Origin of the sequence: Haloferula luteola, from assembly GCF_014201715.1 — a bacterium.
Classification (GTDB): domain Bacteria; phylum Verrucomicrobiota; class Verrucomicrobiia; order Verrucomicrobiales; family Akkermansiaceae; genus Haloferula; species Haloferula luteola.
The window spans coordinates 123322-146177 of sequence record NZ_JACHFD010000008.1 but is presented as its reverse complement, the minus strand read 5'-3'; the positions used below and the strand labels follow the sequence as shown (position 1 = coordinate 146177).

General features: G+C 59.4%; 14 protein-coding genes. 2 read left to right on the top strand and 12 right to left on the bottom strand.

The genetic code is table 11. The features are described from left to right. Window positions 1-37: 37 nt before the first annotated feature. Window positions 38-1060 (top strand): endonuclease/exonuclease/phosphatase family protein, encoded by a 1023-nt coding sequence (locus HNR46_RS09635; protein WP_184018192.1) that lies wholly within the window; start codon window positions 38-40, stop codon window positions 1058-1060. A 67-nt stretch (window positions 1061-1127) separates the two neighbouring features. Then, the gene (polX, locus tag HNR46_RS09630; RefSeq protein WP_184018190.1) at window positions 1128-2867 is read left to right on the top strand and encodes a DNA polymerase/3'-5' exonuclease PolX; all 1740 of its coding nucleotides are present in this window, start codon (window positions 1128-1130) and stop codon (window positions 2865-2867) included. Window positions 2868-2895: 28 nt separating this feature from the next. Here polX and rbfA read toward each other — a convergent pair whose 3' ends face one another. From rbfA to HNR46_RS09555, 12 genes are all read right to left on the bottom strand, one after another. Further along, on the bottom strand, window positions 2896-3261 hold the full coding sequence (gene rbfA / locus HNR46_RS09625; RefSeq protein WP_184018188.1) for a 30S ribosome-binding factor RbfA: 366 nt from the start codon (window positions 3259-3261) through the stop codon (window positions 2896-2898). Between the two features lie 86 nt (window positions 3262-3347). Next, window positions 3348-5477 (bottom strand): translation initiation factor IF-2, encoded by a 2130-nt coding sequence (gene infB / locus HNR46_RS09620; protein ID WP_184018186.1) that lies wholly within the window; start codon window positions 5475-5477, stop codon window positions 3348-3350. 65 nt (window positions 5478-5542) lie between these two features. After that, on the bottom strand, window positions 5543-6832 hold the full coding sequence (gene nusA, locus HNR46_RS09615; RefSeq protein ID WP_184018184.1) for a transcription termination factor NusA: 1290 nt from the start codon (window positions 6830-6832) through the stop codon (window positions 5543-5545). Between the two features lie 283 nt (window positions 6833-7115). Further along, window positions 7116-7784 (bottom strand): LysM peptidoglycan-binding domain-containing protein, encoded by a 669-nt coding sequence (locus HNR46_RS09610; protein WP_221285104.1) that lies wholly within the window; start codon window positions 7782-7784, stop codon window positions 7116-7118. Between the two features lie 212 nt (window positions 7785-7996). Next, the gene (locus tag HNR46_RS09605) at window positions 7997-12238 is read right to left on the bottom strand and encodes an autotransporter family protein (protein ID WP_425491691.1); all 4242 of its coding nucleotides are present in this window, start codon (window positions 12236-12238) and stop codon (window positions 7997-7999) included. 356 nt (window positions 12239-12594) lie between these two features. Next, window positions 12595-12792: a hypothetical protein gene (locus HNR46_RS09585; protein ID WP_221285103.1), complete on the bottom strand. Its 198-nt coding sequence runs from the start codon at window positions 12790-12792 to the stop codon at window positions 12595-12597. Window positions 12793-13380: 588 nt separating this feature from the next. Further along, entirely contained in the window at window positions 13381-14520 is a 1140-nt protein-coding gene (locus HNR46_RS09580) for a helix-turn-helix domain-containing protein (RefSeq protein WP_221285102.1), read from the bottom strand. A gap of 68 nt (window positions 14521-14588) precedes the next feature. Next, window positions 14589-15734, bottom strand: a complete 1146-nt coding sequence (locus HNR46_RS09575) for a hypothetical protein (RefSeq protein WP_184018170.1) — start codon at window positions 15732-15734, stop codon at window positions 14589-14591. Between the two features lie 233 nt (window positions 15735-15967). Next, the gene (locus HNR46_RS09570) at window positions 15968-16900 is read right to left on the bottom strand and encodes a hypothetical protein (RefSeq protein ID WP_184018168.1); all 933 of its coding nucleotides are present in this window, start codon (window positions 16898-16900) and stop codon (window positions 15968-15970) included. 676 nt (window positions 16901-17576) lie between these two features. Continuing rightward, window positions 17577-19187 carry a tetratricopeptide repeat protein gene (locus HNR46_RS09565; protein ID WP_184018166.1) on the bottom strand — a complete coding sequence of 537 codons (1611 nt, stop codon included), beginning with the start codon at window positions 19185-19187 and terminating at the stop codon, window positions 17577-17579. Between the two features lie 868 nt (window positions 19188-20055). Then, the gene (locus tag HNR46_RS09560; RefSeq protein WP_221285101.1) at window positions 20056-21870 is read right to left on the bottom strand and encodes a hypothetical protein; all 1815 of its coding nucleotides are present in this window, start codon (window positions 21868-21870) and stop codon (window positions 20056-20058) included. 102 nt (window positions 21871-21972) lie between these two features. Next, window positions 21973-22737 carry a DNRLRE domain-containing protein gene (locus HNR46_RS09555; RefSeq protein WP_184018162.1) on the bottom strand — a complete coding sequence of 255 codons (765 nt, stop codon included), beginning with the start codon at window positions 22735-22737 and terminating at the stop codon, window positions 21973-21975. Window positions 22738-22856: the final 119 nt, after the last annotated feature.

Here is a 22856-nt window from a genome sequence, read left to right as displayed (position 1 = left end):
GATCCCCCTTCTGTCGATCCTTACCCCCCTCGGATCCATGCGCCCATCGACCCGCTTCACACGCCGCCTCGGGTGGCTCTTGATCGGCGGCTCGTTGGCGCTCCACTTCGTCACCGTCTTCGCCTACTACCGCCAGCCATCCCTGCTGGCCGCCTTTACCGTCATGCCCATATGGGTATGGGGAGGGCTCGGGCTTTTCGCCTCCTGCCTCGCTTTCCTCGCCCTTCGAGCCCCGCTTTCCCTCGTCGTCACCACCGTCTGGGCATTCACCCTTCTCCTCGGTGCCGACGAAGCCCGGGTGATCGGCCATTTCCATGCGCGGCCGCCCCAGCCCGGCCCCCCCCTCGCCTACCACGGCACCCAGCCGATTCGGGTCATCACCCTGAATGCGGCCCATTTTCTCTATGGAGACCCCACCGCCGACCTCCGCGGTTGGCAGCCCGACATCGTCCTCCTCCAGGAAATCAGTCCCGCCCATGCGCAGAAAATCGCCGATGCCCTCTTCGGCAAGGAGGCTCACTTCCGCGCTTACTCCAGAAACGCCGTGGCCAGCCGATGGCCCATCGTTCGCGAAGTACGCAACCCCAACATCCGCTTCCGGTTCTTCAACCACAACGTCACCATCCGGCTCCCCAATGGTCGGACCGTCGAAGTCAGCAACCTGCACCTCACTTCGGCCGCCACCGACCTCAGCTTGTGGCGCCCCACCTGCTGGAAAAATCACCGCGAAAATCGCCGCGCCCGCCATTTCGAAATCTCCGTCGCCCTCCGCATCCTCGAAGAAACCTGCGGCTTCCCCGGCGCCCAACCGGTGATCCTCGCTGGCGACTTCAATGCGCCACCGACCGATCCCATCCATCGCCTTCTCTCCCAGGATTTTCTCGATGCCTTCGACGAAGCCGGCACCGGGTGGGGCAATACTTTCCAACGCCGCATCCCCATCCTGCGCATCGATCAAATCCACGCCACTCGCCACTTCAAACCCCTCGGCTGCCGTGCAGTGACCACCCGCCACTCCGACCACCGCTTCGTCGTCGCCGATCTTCTCCTCGAGTCGTAAATCCCCCTGGCTCCGCGAGCCCACCAAAAGCCTTTTCCCGAATCCACCCGTCAGATGGAATGCGGGCATGCCCGACGTCACCCGCGAGTCCCTTGCCCAGGTTCTGGAGGAAATCGCCCTGCTCCTCGAAATCCAAGGGGAGAATCCCTTCAAAACCCGCGCCTACCGTCAAGGCGCCGACATCGTCCGCGACTTCGATGACGATATCGTGCAACGCGCCAAAGACAACGACCTCAAGGGAATCAAAGGAATTGGGGACGCCCTTCAGGACAAACTCCACGAACTCGCCACCACCGGCCAACTCGACTTTCACCAGAAACTGCGCAGCCAGTACCCCGACTCCTTCTTCGAACTCTTCGAAGTCGAAGGCCTTGGACCCAAAAAAATCCGCGCCCTTCATCAGGCACTCAGCATCGGCTCCATCGCCGACCTCAAAGCCGCCTGCGAAACTGGAAAAGTCGCTACCCTCAGCGGCTTTGGAGCCAAAACGGAGGCCAAGATTCTCGAGGCACTCGCCCGCAGAGACGCCTTCGCCGATCGCTTCCGTATCGACATCGCCCAGCACGCCGCCGAGATGATTCTCACTCGCCTCCGCGAGCACCCGAAGGTCCTTCGCGCCCAGCACGCCGGCTCCCTCCGTCGCTCCAAGGAAACCATCGGCGACCTCGACTTCATCGCAGCCACCTCCCGACCCGCCGAGCTCACCGCCTGGTTCGCTCAACTGGACATCGCCGAGAGCGTCATCGTTCAGGGAGACACCAAATGCTCCATTCGTCTTGAGAATGGCCTCCAATGCGACCTCCGCGCCGTTTCCAATTCCCAATACCCTTTCGCTCTCCAGTACTTCACCGGCTCAAAGGAACACAACGTCGCCCTGCGATCCCTCTCACTCAAACAGGGGCTTTCCCTCAACGAATACGGATTCACCGGCGATGGGGAGATCCCTGAGATCCACGACGAAGCCGGAATCTACAAAACCCTCGGCCTCGAATGCATTCCGCCCGAATTGCGCGAGAACCGCGGCGAGATCGAAGCCGCCTCTCAAGGTCAACTCCCTCGTTTGATCGAACTCGAGAACCTCAGAGGCACCTTCCATAACCACACCACCGCATCCGACGGCCGCGCTTCCCTCGAAGAAATGGCCGAAGCCGCTCTCGACCTCGGACTCCGCTACCTCGGCATCGCCGACCACTCCAAAGCCTCCTTCCAGGCCAACGGGCTCAATGAAGATCGACTCGCCGAGCAAATCCAAACCATCCGCCACTGGAATCAGACCCGAGGCGATGAACTTTGGATCTTCGCCGGTTCGGAAGTCGATATTCTCAAGGATGGCTCCCTCGACTTCGACGACTCGATCCTTTCCCAACTCGACTACTCCGTCGCCTCCGTCCACGCCTCCTTCACCCTGGATGAAGAAACCATGACTCGACGCCTTATCCGAGCCATGGAAAACCCCCATGTCACCATGCTCGGACACCTCACGGGACGGCTCCTCCTCCGACGTGATGCCTACGCTGTCCAGATCGACAAGATCCTCGACTGCGCCGCGGCCACCCGAACCATCATCGAGCTCAATTGCGCTCCCAAACGCCTCGATATGGACTGGCGCTGGTGGAAGAAGGCTCGCGACCTCGGCGTGCTCACTTCCATCAATCCCGATGCCCATCATCCTGACCACTTCCAGTTCCTCCGCTTCGGCATCGGCATCGCCCGCAAAGGCTGGCTGCGAAAAGACGATGTCCTCAACACCCGGACTCTCGAAGAGGTGAAGACTTACCTCTCCACCCCGAAAAATCAGCGTCGCTAACCTCAGCCCGCGAACCCCCAAGGTCCGTTCAAGGCGTCTCCTCCTCGTCGCTCGGTGCCTTGGGCAACTTGTCGACTTCTTCGAGGAGATTCACCATCTCCACACCCCGCTCCGCAGAACCATCGTGGCGGAAAGCAAGCACCGGGGTCGACTTCAACACCACCCGCTTCATCACCTTGTTCTGGATCGCCCCTCGTTCGTGCGAGAGCTTCTCCATCACCTTGGTAAAATTGCCTCCCAACACACTGATCCAGACTTTCGCCTCCTTCAGGTCTTGAGTCACTTCCACGGCGCTCACCGTCACCAGGGCGCCGTGCCACTCGTAGTCACGCTGGATCACCGTTCCAATCTCGCGCTTCAGCAGCTCGTTGACTCGGGTTAAACGAAGAGACATCGGAGTTTCGGGGTAGCAGGGACGCCCGCAACGGTTCGGTCCTCTCAGGAAAACCGAACCTCAGTTGCCCGCGTCCCCTAGGGAACTTACAGCGTTTGAGGAATCTTTTCGAGCTCGTAGCACTCGATGATATCGCCTTCCAGATACTCGTTGAAGTCTCCCAAGCGAATCCCGCACTCGATGCCATTCTTGACCTCCTGGACCTCGTCCTGGAATCGACGCAGCGTCGACATCTTGCCGTCGAAAACCGGCACTCCGTCGCGAATGACACGGGCGTGCGCCTTCCGGTGCACCTTGCCATCCTTCACGTAGCACCCTGCCGCACGACCCCTCAGAACCTTGAACACCTGCTTCACCTCGGCGTGGCCGATGATCTTTTCGCGGGTTTCCGGCTCCAGCAGGCCCAGCATTGCTTCGCGGACCTGATCGATAAGTTCGTAAACGACCGAGTAGAGCTTGATTTGAACTCCCTCCGCCTTGGCCAGACGGGCAGCCTTGGCTTCCACCTTGATGTTGAAACCAATCACCACCGCATCCGACGAACTGGCCAACTGCACGTCACCTTCCGTAATCGGGCCAGCAGCAGCTGACAGGAAATTGACGTCCACCTTGTCCGACTCAATATCGAGCACAGCATTGCGGATCGCTTCCACCGAGCCCTGCACGTCGGTCTTCAGGATCAAGCGCAGAATCGCCTTCGCCCCGCCATCGTGGGCGTGAGCCAGAAGATCTTCCATCCGGCTCTTCTGGGGAACCTTCAAACGCTCCGCACGCAATTCTTCCTGACGCTCACCCGCGAGCTTCTTGGAAGTACGATCGTTTTCCATCTCGACCAGCGAGTCGCCCACTCGGGGGAGCTCTTCAAAGCCGATCACCTCCACCGGGGTCCCCGGAGTGGCTTCCTTGATGGCTTCTCCACGATCGTTGATCAACGCCTTCACTTTTCCAGCAAATGGCCCGCAGATGAATGGCTTGCCAGTCCGCAAGGTGCCCGATTCGACGATGACCGAAGCCACCGCACCACGGCCTTGCTGATACTTTGCCTCGATGATCGATGCACGGGCGTGACCTTTCGGATTTGCCTTCAGCTCCAAAACTTCTGCCTGGAGTGCCAGCAAATCGAGCAATTCATCCACACCCTTTCCATTCAGGGCGGAAATCTCCACGCACTCTGTGTCTCCACCAAAGTCCGTAGTCTGCAACCCACGCTCAGCAAGCTGGGACTTCACATGCATCGGATTGGCAGATTCCAAGTCGCACTTGTTGATCGCCACGATGATCGTCTTCTGAGCCTTCTTCGCATGGGCAATCGCCTCCAGCGTCTGAGGCATCAAACCATCATTGGCAGCCACCACCAACACCACGATGTCCGTGATATCAGCACCCCGTGCCCGCATGGAGGAGAAAATCGCGTGGCCCGGCGTATCGATGAAGGTCACCGGCTTGCCATCGTGCTCGATCTTGTAAGCACCGATGTGCTGCGTGATCCCGCCCGCTTCGCTGGCCGTGATCCGAGACTTCCGAATTCGATCGAGGAGAGTGGTCTTCCCGTGGTCGACGTGCCCCATGATCGTGATGATCGGCGGACGCAACTTCAGCGCTTCCTCCGGCTCATCGGCAGGAGCCTCCGGCTCGACGATGACCTCCTCGACCTTGTGAACACCGCCGCCCTTCTCGCGTTTCTCCCGCTCGAAGACATATCCGTGCTGCTCACAAACCAGAGCGGCAATGTCGGGCTCAATCGCCTGATGAGGCGCCACGAACACCTGAAGCTTGATCAAGTCGGCCAACAGCTGGAAGGGCTTCAAGCCCATCATCGTCGCCAACTCGCTCACCACGATCGGTGGCTTCACGCTGATCACCTTGTCGTCGCTGACTTTCGGCTTCGACTCCTCCACCACTTCGGGTGCAGGAGCTTCATCCGATGCAACCGGAACCGGGGCGGCAACCGCAGGCATCTTCACCATCGAAGGATCTTCCTCCTCCAACAGCTTGGAAATGGTCGGCAGCACCGGCTTCCCGGACTGCTGAGTCTTGCGCACCTTCGGCTTCTTCTCCTCGGCGAAAGGATCATACGCCTCCTTTTTTGCATCCTCGACGGTTTTCCGCTGCGCGGCCTCCGCACGCTGCCGTTCACGGCGCGACGGGGACTTCTTCTCGTCGATCAGATCGAGAACTTTGCGCTTCGGTTTATTGCTTTCGCTGTCGTCAGGCATTCGGTGGCTTTCGGTCGTTCGTGGTATCAGAAAAATAGGGGCAGTGGGATAAGGGCCGGAACCGATCAAGCTTCGGAAAGCTCAGGCGGCAGCGGTCGACCCGCGGCTTCGTGCGCGCGCACCAGGATCTCCCGGGCACGCTCAGGAGTCACCTCAAGCATCGGGACGATGTATTCGACAGGCATGTCGACCACCATCTCCACACTGGTGCCCCCAGCTCGGAAAAGTTTGTCAGCGAGATCGTCGTCGATCCCCAGTTGCTCGGCAACCGAGTGGGCGGCACCAGCCACCTTCGCTTCAAACTCTTCCTTCTTGCTCTCGTCCTTGCGGACTTGCACATCCCAATTCATGAGACGTGAGGAAAGGCGGGCGTTTTGCCCCCGCCGCCCGATCGCCTTGCTCAGGTCCTCTTCGTCAACCGTGACGAGAACCACCTTGGCATCGGCGTCGATTTTGATGGTCCGCAATTGGGCTGGCTTCAGCGCTTCGCGGACAAATTCTTCAGGGTCTTCACTCCAACGAATGATGTCGACCTTCTCATTGTTGAGCTCGCGGACGATGTTCTTCACGCGCGCTCCTTTCATGCCCACACAGGCGCCCACCGGGTCCACCTTGGGATCATTGCTCCAAACCGCCACCTTGGTACGGTAGCCTGCCTCACGGGCGATCCCTCGGATCTCTACCGTGCGGTCGGAAATCTCGTTCACCTCCGCCTCAAACAACCGGCGGACAAAATTCGGATGGCTCCGCGAAAGCACGATCTCCGGTCCACGGCCTTCGTTCTCCACGGCCACCACATACAGCCGGATGCGGTCGCCGATGTTGTACTCCTCCGTTTGCACGCGCTCGCGAGAAGGCATCACGCCCTCGAACTTGCCGAGGTCGATCAGAACGTCATTGCGATCGAAGCGCCGCACCGTGCCTGAAACAATATCTCCTGCACGATCCTTGAACTCCTCGTAGATCATCTCCTTCTCGGCCTGGCGCAAACGCTGCATCATCGTCTGCTTCGCCGTCTGCACCGCGATCCGACCGAAATCCTTGGGCGTCACATTGAACTCCATCTCATCACCCGGCTGGGCTGAGGGATTGCGCTGCAACGCCAATTTCAGAGGAACCTCGTTGAATTTGTCCGAGTATTCCTCGTCTTCGACAACCCGAAGGGTGGCATGGATCTTGGTTTCTCCCTTCTTGGGATTCACATCCGCACGCAGGGTTTCGATGGCATCTGCACCAGGTACCATCTTCCGGTACGCGGAAATGAAGGCGTACTCGAGGGCGGCAACCACCTTATCACGGTCGATGCCCTTTTCCTTCTCGTAGTAGTCGATGAGAGCGACGATGTCGTTGGTCATGGCTGCTGAGGCGGCGGAAAGCGGAAGTCTAGAGACGCAAAAGAGTGGGTATTCCACCCACTCCGTTCGTGCGCCGGATGACTGATCGCCGTGGGGGTAATCTGGAAACCCCTTGCATGCAAGCCGAATCTCTTCACTACCAAAGCCCTGAGCACCACCCTTTCACCACCCCCCCTGCAGCACCCCCACCTTTGTCATTGGCTATCCGGCAATTCCCCATTCAAGGGGGATGCCTCGCCCCCACTTCAGCCCGGCCCGAATTCTCCCAGACCCGTCCTTCCACTCACCTTTTGGCACCGGATCCTCCCTTGATCGACAACTTCTGGCCAATTCGCAACATGTCCGAACGCAACCCATTGTCGCGCTTGATTTGTGCCACCGAGACCCCATAGCGCTTCGCAATTCCGCTGAGGGTATCCCCCGGCCGAACCACATATTCTCGCGCCCTCCCGGAAGGCTCCTCCCTTCGCTCCTCACGCGAATCCGCCGAGCTGGACTCAGCCGGCCTCGAAACTTCGTCATTCTGCTCGGCCCTCGCAGCGGCCTCGCTCAACTCGCCCGGGGCCTCCGCAGATTCTGGAACTCCCGCACGAATCTCATCCGCCAACTCCCCCGGTTCGGCGGCGACCGCCGTCACCGACGCCTCCCCGTCCTCTGCCACACCACGCGGTTGCAGCCACACCATCTGATGAAGGCTCCTCCCCATCGAATCCGCAAACACCTGCATTTCCTGCCTCTGGAAGCCCGCCCGCAACAACGACACCTCCCACTCGAACAACTCGTCCTCATCCAGCCCCCACATCACGGCCCATTGGTCGAATCGATCGCGAGGAAAAACGGCCATCACGCCTCGATACTCCGTCCGACCTCGATCCAGCCGACCCTCAACCCTCGCCAAATACATGTCTTGCGGCAGCCGGTCCTGAGTCACCTGCAGCTCTGCTTTGCTCATCCACGCGGTGAAATCGCTCTCCCGATACTCCCGACTCGAGAAAGAGAATCCCTCCTGTGGAACTGAAATCCCTGAAATCCGATCTCCAGCCTCGTCGGACCCAGCCCGCCGACAAGAAACCAGTCCCCCCACCAGCGCCATGGTGAGTCCGACCCTCCAAAACGGCCTGTCATTTCTACGCTTCATCATACCATCCATCGTTGCCGTCTTCCTCAAAATCCCCACTCCACATGCAGACGCGAGGTATTCTCCGTATTCTGCTCCGAAAAGGTCCCCGTGTATGAGGCACCCACCGTCAGTGAATCCGTAATCCGCAATCCGGCACCAAGATTCAGCATCAGTGATTCGCGATCGATCGCTGCACCCGTCACTTGAAACTGGGGCCCCCCAGCAAATGCATGACTGGATACTCCCGCCAGATCTCCCGACACATGCTGCCATCCCAATCCTGCCTGAAGCCAGGCCGGCAATGCTCCGAGATCGAACTCCCGCCTCACCCGCACCCCGACCACCGAGGTCACCTGGTCCAGATCCGAGCCCTGCCCCCGCAACGCGGACGCCCCACCTCGCTCTTGGTATCCATCGGATGAATACGAGGTCCATGCGAGATTCCAATAGGGCTCCAAGAAGGTGCGACTCGCCACCCGCTTTTCATAGCCGATCTCCGTGAACCACTGCGTCGCAGTACTATCATACTCCGAACTTAATCGCTCGTTGAGCCGACCAAAGGCCACGCTTCGTTCCGCCTCGATCGAACTCATGGTGTAGGAACCACCCAACACCCAGCGCACCAACCCATCGTCCGAGACTTCCCATTGCTTGCCTGCGGAAAGACCAAACACGTTGTTCTCGACGTCCGCGCCGAACCGGCGATCCGAAACCGTCACGTCGCCTGCCGTATGACCATAAGTTGCGCCGACCACCCAACCGCCTCCGAGCATCAGGTTCCCTCCCACGTAGATCCCCGCTAGCGATTGGCTCACCGAAGCCGCGTTCGAATCCCCATCCAAGTCCAGCTCATCACTCACCCCCTCCGCCCACAGCTCCCATCCCCGAGCCCTGGGATCCTCGACCGGACTCACCACATCCCCGGATTTGCTATCACCATACGATGGCGCACTCGGCCCCGAAGTCCCCTTCTCCGCGTGAGAAGCCACCCCCTGTCGCATCCGATCCACCATGATCCCTCGCGTGATTCGTTCCGACGCCACCATCGCGGAGGCAAGCCCGGCATGCCCCTCCCCTGAAAGCTGATCCAACGTCCGCGGAGCCTGCGCTTTCCCCGCAATCAGAACGTTTCGGTAAACCTCACCCTCTGGATCCACCCCCTGCAGCCCACCCGCCGTGTTGAATTGGTTCGGAGTCAAATTCGGGACCTCTCGCGTGAACACCACATCATTTCGGAACAGCTCCAATTGCACCTCACCCGGCACATACTGAACGATTCCATCGACGTTTTCCCGATCCGTCGCCACCGTCGCGAACTCTCCGTTCACCCCACCTTCGGCATCGACCACCGTGTGCTGGTGGTACCAATCCGGCTCACCACCGACTCGCACTTCCAACGCCCCATCAAGCGTCGCGCTTCCTTCCACGTCCAATCGATCGGCAGTATTCGAATCCCCTGCCACATCCACCAAAAAGGTGCCTCCTGAGCCCTGAGTGAAATCTCCTCCCACGCTAAAGGTCCCCACCTCACCGTCTCCGTATCCCGGAGAAACCGTCCCCTCATTGGACAGCTGACCACCAACCGTCCCAAAGCCAGCCAGAGTCCCTTGGCGAGCCACGACCGCATCTCCATCCACACATGCACCTGAGTCTTCTTCAGTCGATCCGATCACTAAAGTCCCCTCATCCACAAAGGTCGTCCCCGTGATCGGATTGCACGCATTCAGAACCAAGGTTCCCTCCCCGAGCTTCGCCAAATCTCCCGAACCCGTGATGGCAGATTCCACCGTGAACACTGCCGCGCCCTCCTCGATTTCAAACGATCCTCCTCCATCAAGCAGCGTCACCTCCCGGCTCGTACCGCCATATTCCGTTCCCACCACTCGCAAGGTTCCTCCATCAAAAGTGAGCGAACCACTCTCCGCGCCCAGGCTTTCCTCGCGAGAAACCGCCAACACCCCCTCACTCAGACTCCAGGGAGTGACTTCCGAGGTTTCTCCCTCCAAGGTCCAAACGCTGCTCCCTGATTTATCAAAGGCATTGAACCCTTGGTACTGCACCCCGATCGCGGACACATCGAAGCTCCCATCTTCGATACCGCCTAGGGCCAGAGTATCGATTTCGCCATCGTCATGGATGGCCACCGCATCGCCTTCAATGACCGACCCTGCCTCAAGCTCCAGGCGGTTTCCTCCTCCCGTGAACTCCACTGCCCGGGCGCGAGTCACCCCATCATAGGCCAAACCGCCCGACAAGGTCCCCGCATTGATCACCGTCGTTTGACCCTCCCCCTGAATCGCGACCCCACCCAATCCGTCGGTACCCGCCGAACCGGTGGCACCGCTGACCCCCGCCAAGCCATCGGCACCAACCGCACCGGCCGCCCCTGATGCACCAGCTCCACCGTCAGCCCCGGCAGTGCCTGCCGAGCCACTTTCTCCTGAAAGTCCTACCGCTCCAGTAGAACCAGCCGTTCCTGCCAATCCTTCCGCACCCGGGAGCCCGTCGATCCCCTGGACGCCGTCCATTCCGGTCGAGCCCGCAATGCCACTGGCACCAGCCTCACCATCGACACCGCCGATGCCCGAAGCCCCAGCAGAACCCTCAGCACCTGCCTCTCCCGCGATACCTGCCAGGCCGCTCGTTCCAGCCAGGCCCGCATCGCCGTTCATTCCCGCGACTCCATCCTCTCCACGTTGCCCGGCAGAACCCGCTCCATCCCCGGCACCACCTTCACCACCGAGGCCAGCAAGCCCCCCTATCCCACCGGCACCACCCACACTGGAACCACCCAGTCCGCCCGCTCCTCCCGTTCCGGCCAATCCCGCAAGACCACCAGCGCCTCCGGTCCCACCCATGCCCCCGGCACCACCGAGGCCCGCAGCACCGCCGACTCCACCGGCACCACCGAGGCCACCTGCTCCCGCAGTTCCACCGGCACCTCCATCACCAGCCAATCCTCCGGCACCACCGTTCCCCCCTTCTCCACCAAGAGCGCCCTCGCCACCGAGACCACCCTCTCCGCCAAGCCCTCCTTCACCACCAACTCCACCGGCTCCGCCGAGACCTCCGGCTCCACCGAGACCTCCGGCCCCACCACCACCCCCCTGAGCTCCATGACCTCCAGCGATGGTTCCTTCATTCCGTAAAGTGGCTCCCTGAGCCAACTGCACTGCCACGCCCCCCTGCCCACCTCGGCCACCACGACCGCCAACGCCACCCGCACCGCCGGTCCCGCCGTCGCCACCATTCCCTGCCATCGCTCCACTTCCACCCGCCGCGCCAGCACCCCCATTTCCTCCATCCCCACCCGATCCACCGCTTCCACCATCCCCACCCGACGCACCATTTCCGCCGAGTCCTCCAGCAGCGCCATTTCCCCCTCGGCCACCGGCGCCCCCAATCCCTCCTGCTCCCCCATTTCCGCCCGCTCCTCCGATCCCTCCATCTCCTCCGACCCCTCCCCCGCCGCCATCACCCGCAGCTCCACCTTGCCCACCAGCACCACCGTTGCCTGCGATGCCTCCATTGCCGCCGTCACCTCCGTCGCCGCCGTCACCCCCATCACCTCCGTCGCCACCATCCAGTTCACTTCCAAGAGCCGCGTCGCCCCCTTGCACCCCCGCAGCACCATTGCCGCCGTCACCTCCGGTACCACCGGTGCTATCTCCTCCGCTACCTCCCTGTCCACCGCTACCGCCATCTCCTCCATCGCCTCCGGCACTTCCAGTGCCCCCCGTACCTCCTTCGCCACCCAGGCCACCGTCGCCACCGATGCCCCCTTGCCCACCTACCCCGCCGCTTCCCCCGGAACCACCGTCGCCACCCACTCCTCCATCACCTCCCACACCGCCGTCGCCGCCAACTCCCCCGGAACCGCCGTCGCCGCCCGTCCCACCAGCACCACCGGTACCGCCATCCCCACCATCACCACCAGTTCCCCCATCGCCGCCTTTCCCTCCATCACCCCCATCTCCTCCGTCGCCACCCACAGAACCATCTCCTCCATAAATCTCTCCACGATTTACCAAAATCGCATGCATCCCCACCGCATAACCGGTTCCACCGTCGCCCCCATCTTCACCGTCACCTCCATCCGTTCCATCAGCCCCATCCGTCCCGCGAATTCCATCACCACCCGCCACTCCATCGCCTCCACGAACCCCTGCTGAGCCCGCTGAGCCCGCCGTCCCATCATCACCAGAGCCTCCAGCTCCGCCCTGAATCCCATCCCCTCCGGCAGTTCCCGCCACTCCATTTCCGCCCGCAATTCCGCTCGTTCCCATCCCTCCGGTGCCCCCATTTCCACCCGCTCCTCCTTGAAACCCCGTCGATCCCGCCGCTCCCACCAAGCCATCGCCTCCGGCGGCTCCCTCCGCACCGTCACCTCCCGCACCCCCCGGACCTCCAACACCTCCCTGGGTCCCGTTGCCCCCATTCGCACCATCCCCACCACGAGCTCCGGAAGCCCCAAACCCATCCGCTCCGTCCGCTCCGGCCAATCCATCCGCTCCGTCCGCCCCTCGACTCAACTCGCCGAGGGAAACCCCATCCGCGCCCGCGATCCCTTCAGCACCCTCAGCACCGTCTCCCCCCTGCTGCCCAACACTTCCTGCAGATCCCGTACTTCCATCGATCCCATTCACACCCACGGAACCTCTCGTACCAGCGGCACCAGAAACACCACCAGCACCCGCCACCCCTGCATTTCCAGAAGTCCCATTCGCCCCGGCATTCCCTGACGCCCCACTCGACCCAGCCGCACCCGCCAATCCTGACGCGCCCGATTCACCCAAGCTTCCCGAACCTCCCGCCCCCCCCACTCCTCCGGCCACGGCACCCGAATGGATCACCGACGCCCCTTCCGTCACTGCGGCACCTGTCCCTCCCATCCCCCCGGCCGCGGCCCATGCCGCATCCGCACCCAACGCCACCACCAACGATGGAATCACCTGAGATCCCAATCGAACACCCTTCACCTTGCTATTCCGCTTCCGCTTCATCGTTTCTAGAATTAAAAGTTAAACTGAAATCCAATCCTTCTCGTCGAGGTGCCCTTCCCTTCGCCTCCCCACCCCGTAGCTTCCTCCTCCAATCCACCCGCCATCCCCACGGACTCCTCTCGTTGGCATCGAGAATCCGGGCCACATCCGTTATCTGAAACACGATCCAGTCCATGGGGAAAATCCACACCCAGGGGGACCTCACTTGATGCACGCCATCGATAACTCGAGCTCAGCAACGATCAAATGGGGGGAGGGGGAGGAGAGAGATCCCATTACTTAGGATCAGTGAAATATCATTATCACCTAATGAAATGAATCCCTAGACGTATTGCGTATTTTTTTCAGGGCATTCGTATTTCTGAAAAGGGGGGAATTCCGCCCCCCTTCAAGCTTCCCCAACGGGCCCTTTTCGTGCCGGCGTTCTAGCAAATCTCCGAATTCTCTCTTCTCCACTCCGCCGGCCCCCAACCCACTTCGCGTTTGAAGAACTTCGCGAAATCTCCTTCAGCGGAGAATCCACATCGATTGGAAATTTCCGCCATCGAGAGTTCATGAGATTGAAGGAGCCGCTTGGCTTTCGCGAGCTTTGAATGACGAATCGCCTTCCCCGGTGAAGTCCCAAAGGTCGCCATGAATGCCTGGTAAAAGCGCACCCGTGGAATCGAACTACTCGCGATCATCGCCTCCACCGTCACCCCCCCATCTGGGTAAGCCTTCAGCCATCTCCGGATCTCGGCGAACTCCCGAAGGGGCGTCATCCTCCCCCCCGTGGATCGACGTTCGATCACCGAAACCAACCCGGGAATCCGAACTTCCATCGCCTCATCCAAAAGCCGCCTCCCCCTCAAATGGGCCATCAGGTACTGGACCGCTTCATCGCCCAGCCGTCGCACATCCATCCGAACCGTGGACAACCCCGCCGCCGCCGCCTGGCCCACAGCATGGTCGCCCCATCCACACACCGCCACCTCCGCTGGCACCTGAAATCCCAGCATCACGGACCGCTTCCAGATCATGACGGCCATTTCATCATGCACACCTTGAATCAGGCAGGGCTTGGGCAATGACCTCAAAAATGCATCCAACTCCGGCTCCTCCGCCAAGCTCCACAATGCCTCCTTCTCAAGACTTGGATCGATTCTAACGCCCGAAAAGACCGCCGAGAACTTCTCAAAATGCGGACCCCGAAGGTGGCTCGCATCCGCCTCTCGACTCGTGACGATCGCTACCGCCTCCGCTCCAAACTCCTCTAAAAACCTGCCCAACAATTCGTCTCCTCCATCGGCACGAATCGTCGGCACTCGCCCCTCGAAGCCCCGTCCACAATGAACCACCGGGATCCCCGAGCGCCATACGTCCACCATCTCCTCATCATTGCTGCCCACCCAGGCAATGATTCCATCGAGTGGCTCAAGGCCGCCTCCTCTGAGATGTCTCCATGACTTCGGGGTCAGCTCATAGACCCGAACACCCGGCTCACCCGACGCCGCATCGCGGACGGCATCGCAGAATTCTCTTCGACTCCCCAGATGCGCATCGCTCACCACCACGGCCAAGCGCATCGCGCTCTTCTGGTTTGCCTGGCGATCCCTGCGAGCGGCAGCCAAGCGAACCCCTTTTCTCCGTTGCTTCATCCGTCCTCGCGAACTCCTCCCTCCGCATACTGATCCACGCCATCTCCAAACCCGGAAATTCCCCATCCCACGAATCGAGCAATCACGACTTTTCCGGACTTGGGATCCCTCTTCAAATCGAGCGTAGCGGCACGTGGCTTTGCCATCTCCAAAGGGTCCGTGACATTCTGGCCCGTCGTGACCGGCCGCATCGGCCCCAAAGAGGGGTCGAATGACATCATCTCGACCCGCACATGGTCCGCTTCGTGGACGGGGTCCTCAATGCGGAAGATGGAATTGGCCCGCGTCTCGCCATTCGCACTCACCGCCACATCTTCCGAAACCAAGACACAAAAACGCATCGGCCCGTCCCCCAGATCCCCATCACGAAACGCCGCCAATCGGCGATTCCATGTCTGAAAGAAGATCTCCCAATCGAGGAGCAGTCTCTCACCTCTCCGCTGATAGACCAGCAATGCGGCGCGATTCGGTCGTCCTTGTTGCACCGTCACCGAAGCCATTGTCGCCTCCTCCAAAAACCCTGGAGCCTCTGCACCCGAAGACACCTCCGAGGGAAGAATCGGCTTCTCCAAACTCAATTCGACAAGTTCCACCGGGACATACTGAATCGCCAGATACCCCTTCTTCAGGTCCGGCAATACCATCGGCGACAAATGAAACTGGTCCCCCTCCGTCACCACAGGAAAACGACCACCACTCTCCAAATAGTCCTCCAACTCCTGCAAACGCCGAGTCTCGCCCAAGAGCCACCGACATTTTCCCAAGGCGTCTTCCTCTGCCAAGAATCTCGCGAAGCTTTCCGCGGCCTCCCTTTTCAACGACTCATGAGCAACGACAAAATCATCAAACGACAGGTTCGGAGTGATCTCCGTCTCCTCCGCAATCACCCGAGATTGCCGCCAACCCAGGGATCCCAGAAACAACGCGGCCACTGCCAACACACCCAGCCCTCCTCCCAACCAAACCCATTTCGATAGCCCTCCCTCCGGGTCTCTCTTCCGATTGCGCTCGGAGGCCTCCTCTTTCCGAGAGACCGCGCCGAGAGGGATGAAGTTTTGAATCCCCGTGCGACTCCACTTTCCCATCTCGTGGACTTCTTCATTCCCTGCCAGCTCTTCCTCCGCCATGGGCGATGGAGGCACGGGTGAATTTCGATGCTCCAAGGTGACTCGCGATCGATCAGGTCGCGCTTCAAGACGGCCGGCCCTCCCCGACAGAAAAGTAAACCCATCCATCGAACTCCTTCCCGGCACCGGCTCACTTGGAGCCACCACTCGGCCTCCACAAATCGGGCAAGGCCCTTCTTCTCCATAATGCGGAGAGGTCAGAGCATGACCACATGCCGGACATTGAAAATGGATCAAATCTTCCGTGTTCATCTTCCTTTCAAGTTGGATGCCCTTCGCCGTCTCCCCGCTCCCCAGACGGCGGCCACCCCCACCATCACCACGACCCGAGGCTCCGGAACCGTGGAAACCCCCACATCACCGTTGCTCAATAACACCCGTCGAGAATTCGCGCCTTCCCACACCACCACCGACCGCTGCTTCCACTTCTCCGCCGAGCTGGACTCATCCTCAAGAAGTGATCTCGAACTCTCTTCCACTTCCCACAAGTCGGCCAACGAAACCACCCCGCTGGGTTGCTCTTGGGGGAGGGCAAAATGTCGCTCCGGCTTCTCCTCAAAAGTCATCCCATGGTTCTCCACCGGAGGACGAAATCCGAACGGAAAATCCATGAGGCGATCCAACGCCAAATCCTCAGGAATCTCGAAGGACCACGTTTCACGGTTCCGTTGAGTGACCTCTTCTTCGCCATCCTCACCGCTCCTCCCCCGGGCGGATAGAGAACCCAACTCAAAACCCGCATCCTCCTCGACGATCCATGGCGGCTCGCCATCCACCGGGATCTCACCGAGACGGTGGCCGCTCAAGGCATCTTCGGTCGGCTCCATCGAGGAGATGGAGGGAAGATCTCCTGAGGTCATGAAGCTGAAAATGGCAGGCTCTATCGTCCCCCAAAAATCCCGGAAGAGACTCCGATCCACCACCGGGACACAAATCACCCCATCGGAGGTTTCATCCCATTGAGATCCCAAGAGTGAACCACGCTGCAGATCCGATCCCATCGGCGGTTGTCCCCGCCATGCGGCGCGACTCATCGCAAAATAACTCACAGACTCCATCCACCGTCCTTCCGAATCCCCAACCGAATCTCCGAGTGAGCTCCCAATGACCCAGTAACCCACCACTTCCGGGAGCGCAGAAACAACGAATCGTTCGCGATCCCCTTCGACGACTTCATCCATGAACGGGAGCCAAGCGCTCCTGAGCTTCGGCCAACCCCAGGACTTCGACGTCCCATCCTCAAAAGACCCACCCGAAATCGTCCGTTCCTCCATGAGACGTCCGTTCCGGTGCCCCGATGTCACCCACCTCTTCGGTGGCCTTGCCGTTTCGGCGGCCACTCCAAGCTCTCTCATATTGACATCACAACCCATCATGACCTGCCTGGGAACGCATTGCGCTTCGACCCACCCCCCACAACCGACGAGAAGTGCCAATAGGGCCTTCATCACAGGAGATCGGTGGAATTCAAACCTCTCCGCGGCCCTCCTTCTCCTCTCGTCGATCTCGGCGTCGAAGTCTCCGATGCCATGATATCCACCGGTCAGGCGACCGAACGCCAAGGCGCCAGGTCACCTCCCAAAATCCACCCATGACCCCAAGAACGCGTCGACCCGAGAAGCCAACAGGTTCGTCCCCTCTAAGGACCAACTCCAGGGCCATCGTGGGATTCGCGTCCGAGATCGCTGGCGATCCGTTGATGACCCACGATCCGAACCGGGGGTTTCTCCGAACCATTTCATTCAACCTTCGCGCCGAAACGCGATCTCGAACCGATCCAGGGGAAATCGATGCATTCATTTTTGTGGTGTAAGGGTAAAATCAATCAAAGGGGGGGGTGGGACTTCGGGAAAGGCATCAACCGCTCGACGGCTCCTTCAGCTCTGCTGAGAGTTTCACGGCGGCCTCCACGTCGTCTTTGTTCATCGAACTCTGAAGCTTCTCGGCCCTGGCATGGGCATCGGGGTCGCCCGCAGCTTCCGCCCATCGATACCACGCCAAGGCGGTCACGGGGTTCCGCTGCAACATCCGTCCATCTTCGAGCAGCATCCCAAACAAGAGGCCCGCTCGTGCCACCTTCCCTTGAGTGCCCTGCACCAGAAGAGAACGAATCGCCTCGATTTGAGCTCCTGGCACCTCCCCATACATCATCATCTCCGCCCACTCGGTGGCCGCCTGGGCATCCCCCGCTCGTGTCGATTGCTCAAGCCACACACGCGCCGCCGCCGGGTCCGGGAGAAACCCGAGCTGACCTTTTCGATAGGCCTTGCCAAGCTCGCGGCCACACATCGCATCTCCTAGAATCGCCCCCGTGAGGAAAGCCTTCCCTGCCAATGCTTCATCCACCTTCTGACCATGGCTCCCATCTCGGTGAATCACGCCGAGCTTCCGGTAGGCTTCTGGATTTCGCCGGCTGGCCGCGGCCTGGAGAGCGGAGACCGCGCCTGCCTCATCTTTGGGCACCCCATCCCCCTCCTCCAGCATTTGAGCCAGTCGAAGCATGGCAGGAACGTAACCCGCCTCGGCAGCCAATTGATAAAGTCCCGCAGCAGCCTCCTGATCTCGCGCCTCGATACCACCTCCTCCAGTGCGCTTGAGTTCCGCCAAAAGATAAGTCCCCTCCACCTCCAACCCGGCACTCGCTTGCTGAATCCATCGCGCCGCATCATTCTCCGACATCCCTGCAGCGTGGGCATCGATCAAGAGCAGATGGCCAAGTCGCAGGGCGCAGGCGGCATTCCCGGCCTCGGCTCCTGCTTTCCAGACCGCCGCAGCCTTATGGAGATCCGTTCGCGCCGGAAACCCATATTGTCCTGCCCATGCCAAACCCTCATGGAGATAGGCATCCCCATTCCCCGCTTCAGCGGCATGCGACCAAAGTTCCATCGCACTGGAAAAATCCGGTTCGGAATCGACTCCTGCCATCCACGCTTGCCCCAACCAAAAGCCAGCCTCCTTGGGATCCGTCTCGACGAGCTTCCTTAAGATCTCGGCGGCTTCCTTCATCTTCGCTGGATCCCGACTCTCGAAGAGGAGTATCGCAAGATTCAGCGAACATGCCTCATGTCCCATCTCTTTCCCCGCTCGATAGTCTTTCTCCGCCAGAACAAAATCCGGCTTCCCATCTGATGTTCCTTTTCCGGTTGAGGCCAGCCAGCCCGCCAGGAATCGTCCATCTGCACTGCCCTTCTCGACAGCCTGGGCCACCTTTTCCGCCGCTTCTCCCATCTTGCCCTCAGCCAGCAATGGAGAGACTTCCTGAACCAGCAGGTTCTCCGTGCCTAAAGCCGACAGCCCGGGGGCAGCGGGAAGAGAGGAAGGCGCAAGGGCAGGGGGTAAAGGCACAACACGGGCCACCGACGATTCGGAAGAGCCCCCCTGCCCTTGCTGGGGTTCCCCTCCCACGACCAGTTTGGGGTTGAACACCATGAAGGCGATCGTGGGAAGGAGAAGAGATTTGAGCGACACCTTAAACATAACAAAACTTCCATTTGACTGACCACATCCATCACCGAACCCAATATGCCTTAGATCCGATCCCGCCATAATACCCAATCCAATATATCTTGATCGGCTTTCAAATGGATTCAGAATGAATTCCCTTGCGAATCATCATCTGCAGGTGGCATCTCGGGGGTCATTTCTGTCGGCTCCGCAGGTTCCTCTACCTGCTCATGACGAGGAGGATTGAGTATCGACACATCCATACGACTCGGCGGAGGAGAAGGAGTGAGACCCTCTTCATCCGGAAGATCCCACGGGTCGGCAGCACGATTCAATAGCGCCACTCGATTGTTCTCACTTTCATTGGGAATGTGCATCGCCATCTCCCTCGTCACAGGTTCGCCGTGATCACGTCGCTCTTTTAGCCGAAAAGCTGTTAGCTCTCGGACAGAGCTTGAATCATCGACCGATTCCGGAGCAGGAGGAAGAACGACCTCGGCAATCTCGGCGGAAGACCCTTGGGATGGGGACGGCCGAACAGCTGCCAAAGGACGTTCCCCTGCACGGGGAGGAGTCAGCTCTGGTATCCCTAATGGGCGCTGCCTAGAAGCTGGGGTTTCGGTTGTAGAGCCCTCACTGACGTTCGAAGCATTCGACCCAGCGTTTGCCCGGTGCAACCGACCGGCGATGACCCCTCCCAAAATGATCAACGCCACAGAAAAATAGATTAAAGGTGACCTCTTCATAACATGGAACGAAACTGCAAATTATAAACGCAAATGTTGGTAAAAATCGGCAGCCGAGCCACCGAAGAGGCCCCCTCCCTTGCTCTACGAAAGAGAAGGGGCCTCATGTGAACAGGGGAGCAACTCTCCCCCATTCCCATCATCGACTACGGATTGGGAGTGGCCAACGTCGCAACCGTTCCATTGGCAGAGGTCGCCTTCAGCACCCCTGAGCTATCGACCCACATCGTCCAGCCAGTCGGAGGATTTGCAGTGGGTGCAGAACTCTGGCGAATGGTCATTCGACCATTAAGATCAAGACGGGTGGTCGGAGCGATCACCCCAAGACCAATATTCCCCGCGAGGTAGTTGGTCTGTGCGGAAACGCTTTGATATACACCAAAATTATTGGTGATCGTTCCAGAGTAAGTCACTCCACCAACGGTTACCGCACTACTTGCACCCAAATACAAGCCATATGCCGTCCCAATGGTCCCTTGCTGAGAGTAAACAATCCCGGAAAGAGCCGTAACTTCATTCACCGTTGCTGCATTCGCCGTATATAGCGTACCTGCATAGGAGGCCGAGCCGACTTGCGTCGAGAGACTTCCCGTCTCATTCAGATAGTTAGCAGTGAACGCACCACCGGTATTTCTAGCGCCTGCGGAAGCCGCAGCCAACAAACTCACGTTCGGATTCACCAAGGTGTATACACCCCACTGCGCTGAAGAACCGCTTGCGACACCCACCGATGACTCCGAACCAGAATTATAGACATAGGCTTGAGAAATAGCTGGAGCCACCCCCCCTATTCCAACGCGGCTATTCAAGTAGTTCTGATTATTGTACGAGGTCTGATAGATACCGTATGAGTCCTGTGCAACTACCGGACCAACATTGATCGCGTAGCCCGTGGAGATTTGATTCGGGAAATTTGAATTACCGACTGACACTGTCAAACCTGTCGCGGTCGTCACTGCCCCGGATAGAGTTCCAGAACTCTGCACAGCAAACGAACCCCCATACATCGTACTGGTCGTTTGACTACCATAGTTGCTTGGAGTGGATTGAACGCCAATGATTGAGCTGAACTTCACATTATGCCCCGTTGCGACCCCAGGATTTGCGTAGACACCTCGAACCAGACTTACCGTCCCAGTTTCCGCAGCAGATCGCGCTCCCACTCCGCCATAGATGGCGTTGAGAACATTCATCGTACCAGCACCACCCATCTCGGCAAGACCCAATACCGAAATACCAGAACCGGAGTTCGAAGTTCCACTCGCAATACTCACACGTTGGCGTGCATAAACGCCGACATTCGTCGTATTTTGATTGGAAGAAGCAGAAGATATATTTGCTGCATAAATCGCATATTTTGCATTCTGATCGTCGCTACTTCTCGCTACCGACAGAGCATGATCCGTAATGCTACCCCCACTTCCGATTCTGGCGAATCCTGAAGTTTTATCGACAGCAAAACCCGTGGTGGCGTCATTGTCTTTGGGGTGGATGTAAGTTCCTGCATCCGTCCATTGAGAAACCCCCAAGGTGCTCGCATTCGCGCTGGTCACCACTGGAGAACCACCCACCGTCGGATTGCCCGAACTGTCCACGGAGAGCACCGAAATCATCGAGTCACTCACCGGATCGTAAATCTGAATGACACCGGGGTCTCCGGCGCTGGCACCTGCAGTCATCGCGATCACAGGACCTGTCGAGTCCACAACCGTCATGGACTGCGATTGCAGCGGCAGGAGATCGAGGTAGCTGATATCATTCCCCGAGGTGTCAATCCCCGTCAATTGGGCGGCAGGAACGATAAATCCCTGCAGACTTGGCGAAGACCAGTCGAGGCTACCTGGATAGAGTGACGGGTAGTTGATGTAGGGCGCATTGTAGATATTGCCCGTATCTCCCATATCGACTCCAGCACTGCCAGCGACGGCTTGAGCGTGGGAAATCCCGGTAAGAGCGGACATCAGGACCGCCGATCGGAAGGCGGTACCCATGAGGTTGGACTTTGAGTTCATAAATGGAGGCTTGTTTTTTGCTATTCAGTTTTCGATGTTAGGGGGAAATCATCAACGACGGCGGCGCAGCAGGGCGAGGGATCCCAGGAGGCCAAGAATCGCCGTTGAGGGCTCGGGAACTTGGGTCACGAGGAGGCCGGGGAGATTGGAGGACGTGAGGTTTTCATCACTGAAAACGATGAGCCGTCGATCTCCACCATTCAGGGTCGTGCCATTCGCATTCTGCATGAAGGCGATGCCTGAAATGGAGCCATCGAGGTAGGCCTTGAACGCATCCGTGATATCCACACTGATATTCGTATCCACATCCAATCCCGTCGTGCTAAAGGTCCCGTAGGTGCTCCCCAAAGAGCCCACCAGGGTATCCCCTGTCCAATCGGTCGCGGAAGATGTATCCAGATCGGCCCAGGTCATGTTCGAGCTATCCCAACCCGTATTCCCTGTGGCCAAACCATAGATGGTCCACGTTTGACTCGTCGACGAGTAGTCCTGGCGAAGATAGAGCATCGCGGTGGAGACCTGCGCTGAGTTCAGACCGGTTCCATCGAAACCATACAGGATTCCAGCCTGTTGAGTGCCGAACATTTGGGGAGCATTGGTCTGAATCGACACGGTATCGTAGCCGGTCGTACCCGTGAGCTGGGAAGCCCACCCATCCTGCCAGCCACTGCCGAGACTGGAGTAGTTGTCCGCGGTCACCGAGTAGTTTGCGGAGTTGTTCCCGGATCCGTAGAACCAGGTGGTTGTTTGCCCGAGAGCCCCGCCGGTGAGGGCGGTGATCGCGAGCAAACTCAGCTTGATGCTGCGTGTTTTCATGTATTCGTTGGTGTTTGGTTTGGGGGAAGCCTGTTGTTATCACCGACAGGCGGGTTTCGCTTCCCCGGGGGAGACTGGGGAAGCGAAAGGGGAAATCGCCTCGGGGGATGAGGCGAAGA

What these genes read in the sequence shown, in the direction of transcription:
- HNR46_RS09560 (WP_221285101.1), bottom strand. Translation starts at nt 21,870, where the DNA reads ATGTCCGCTCTTACCGGGATTTCCCACGCTCAAGCCGTCGCTGGCAGT.
- HNR46_RS09570 (WP_184018168.1), bottom strand. Translation starts at nt 16,900, where the DNA reads ATGGATGAAGTCGTCGAAGGGGATCGCGAACGATTCGTTGTTTCTGCG.
- HNR46_RS09555 (WP_184018162.1), bottom strand. Translation starts at nt 22,737, where the DNA reads ATGAAAACACGCAGCATCAAGCTGAGTTTGCTCGCGATCACCGCCCTC.
- HNR46_RS09580 (WP_221285102.1), bottom strand. Translation starts at nt 14,520, where the DNA reads ATGCGCTTGGCCGTGGTGGTGAGCGATGCGCATCTGGGGAGTCGAAGA.
- infB (WP_184018186.1), bottom strand. Translation starts at nt 5,477, where the DNA reads ATGCCTGACGACAGCGAAAGCAATAAACCGAAGCGCAAAGTTCTCGAT.
- HNR46_RS09605 (WP_425491691.1), bottom strand. Translation starts at nt 12,238, where the DNA reads ATGGGAACGAGCGGAATTGCGGGCGGAAATGGAGTGGCGGGAACTGCC.
- HNR46_RS09635 (WP_184018192.1), top strand. Translation starts at nt 38, where the DNA reads ATGCGCCCATCGACCCGCTTCACACGCCGCCTCGGGTGGCTCTTGATC.
- rbfA (WP_184018188.1), bottom strand. Translation starts at nt 3,261, where the DNA reads ATGTCTCTTCGTTTAACCCGAGTCAACGAGCTGCTGAAGCGCGAGATT.
- nusA (WP_184018184.1), bottom strand. Translation starts at nt 6,832, where the DNA reads ATGACCAACGACATCGTCGCTCTCATCGACTACTACGAGAAGGAAAAG.
- polX (WP_184018190.1), top strand. Translation starts at nt 1,128, where the DNA reads ATGCCCGACGTCACCCGCGAGTCCCTTGCCCAGGTTCTGGAGGAAATC.
- HNR46_RS09610 (WP_221285104.1), bottom strand. Translation starts at nt 7,784, where the DNA reads ATGAGCAAAGCAGAGCTGCAGGTGACTCAGGACCGGCTGCCGCAAGAC.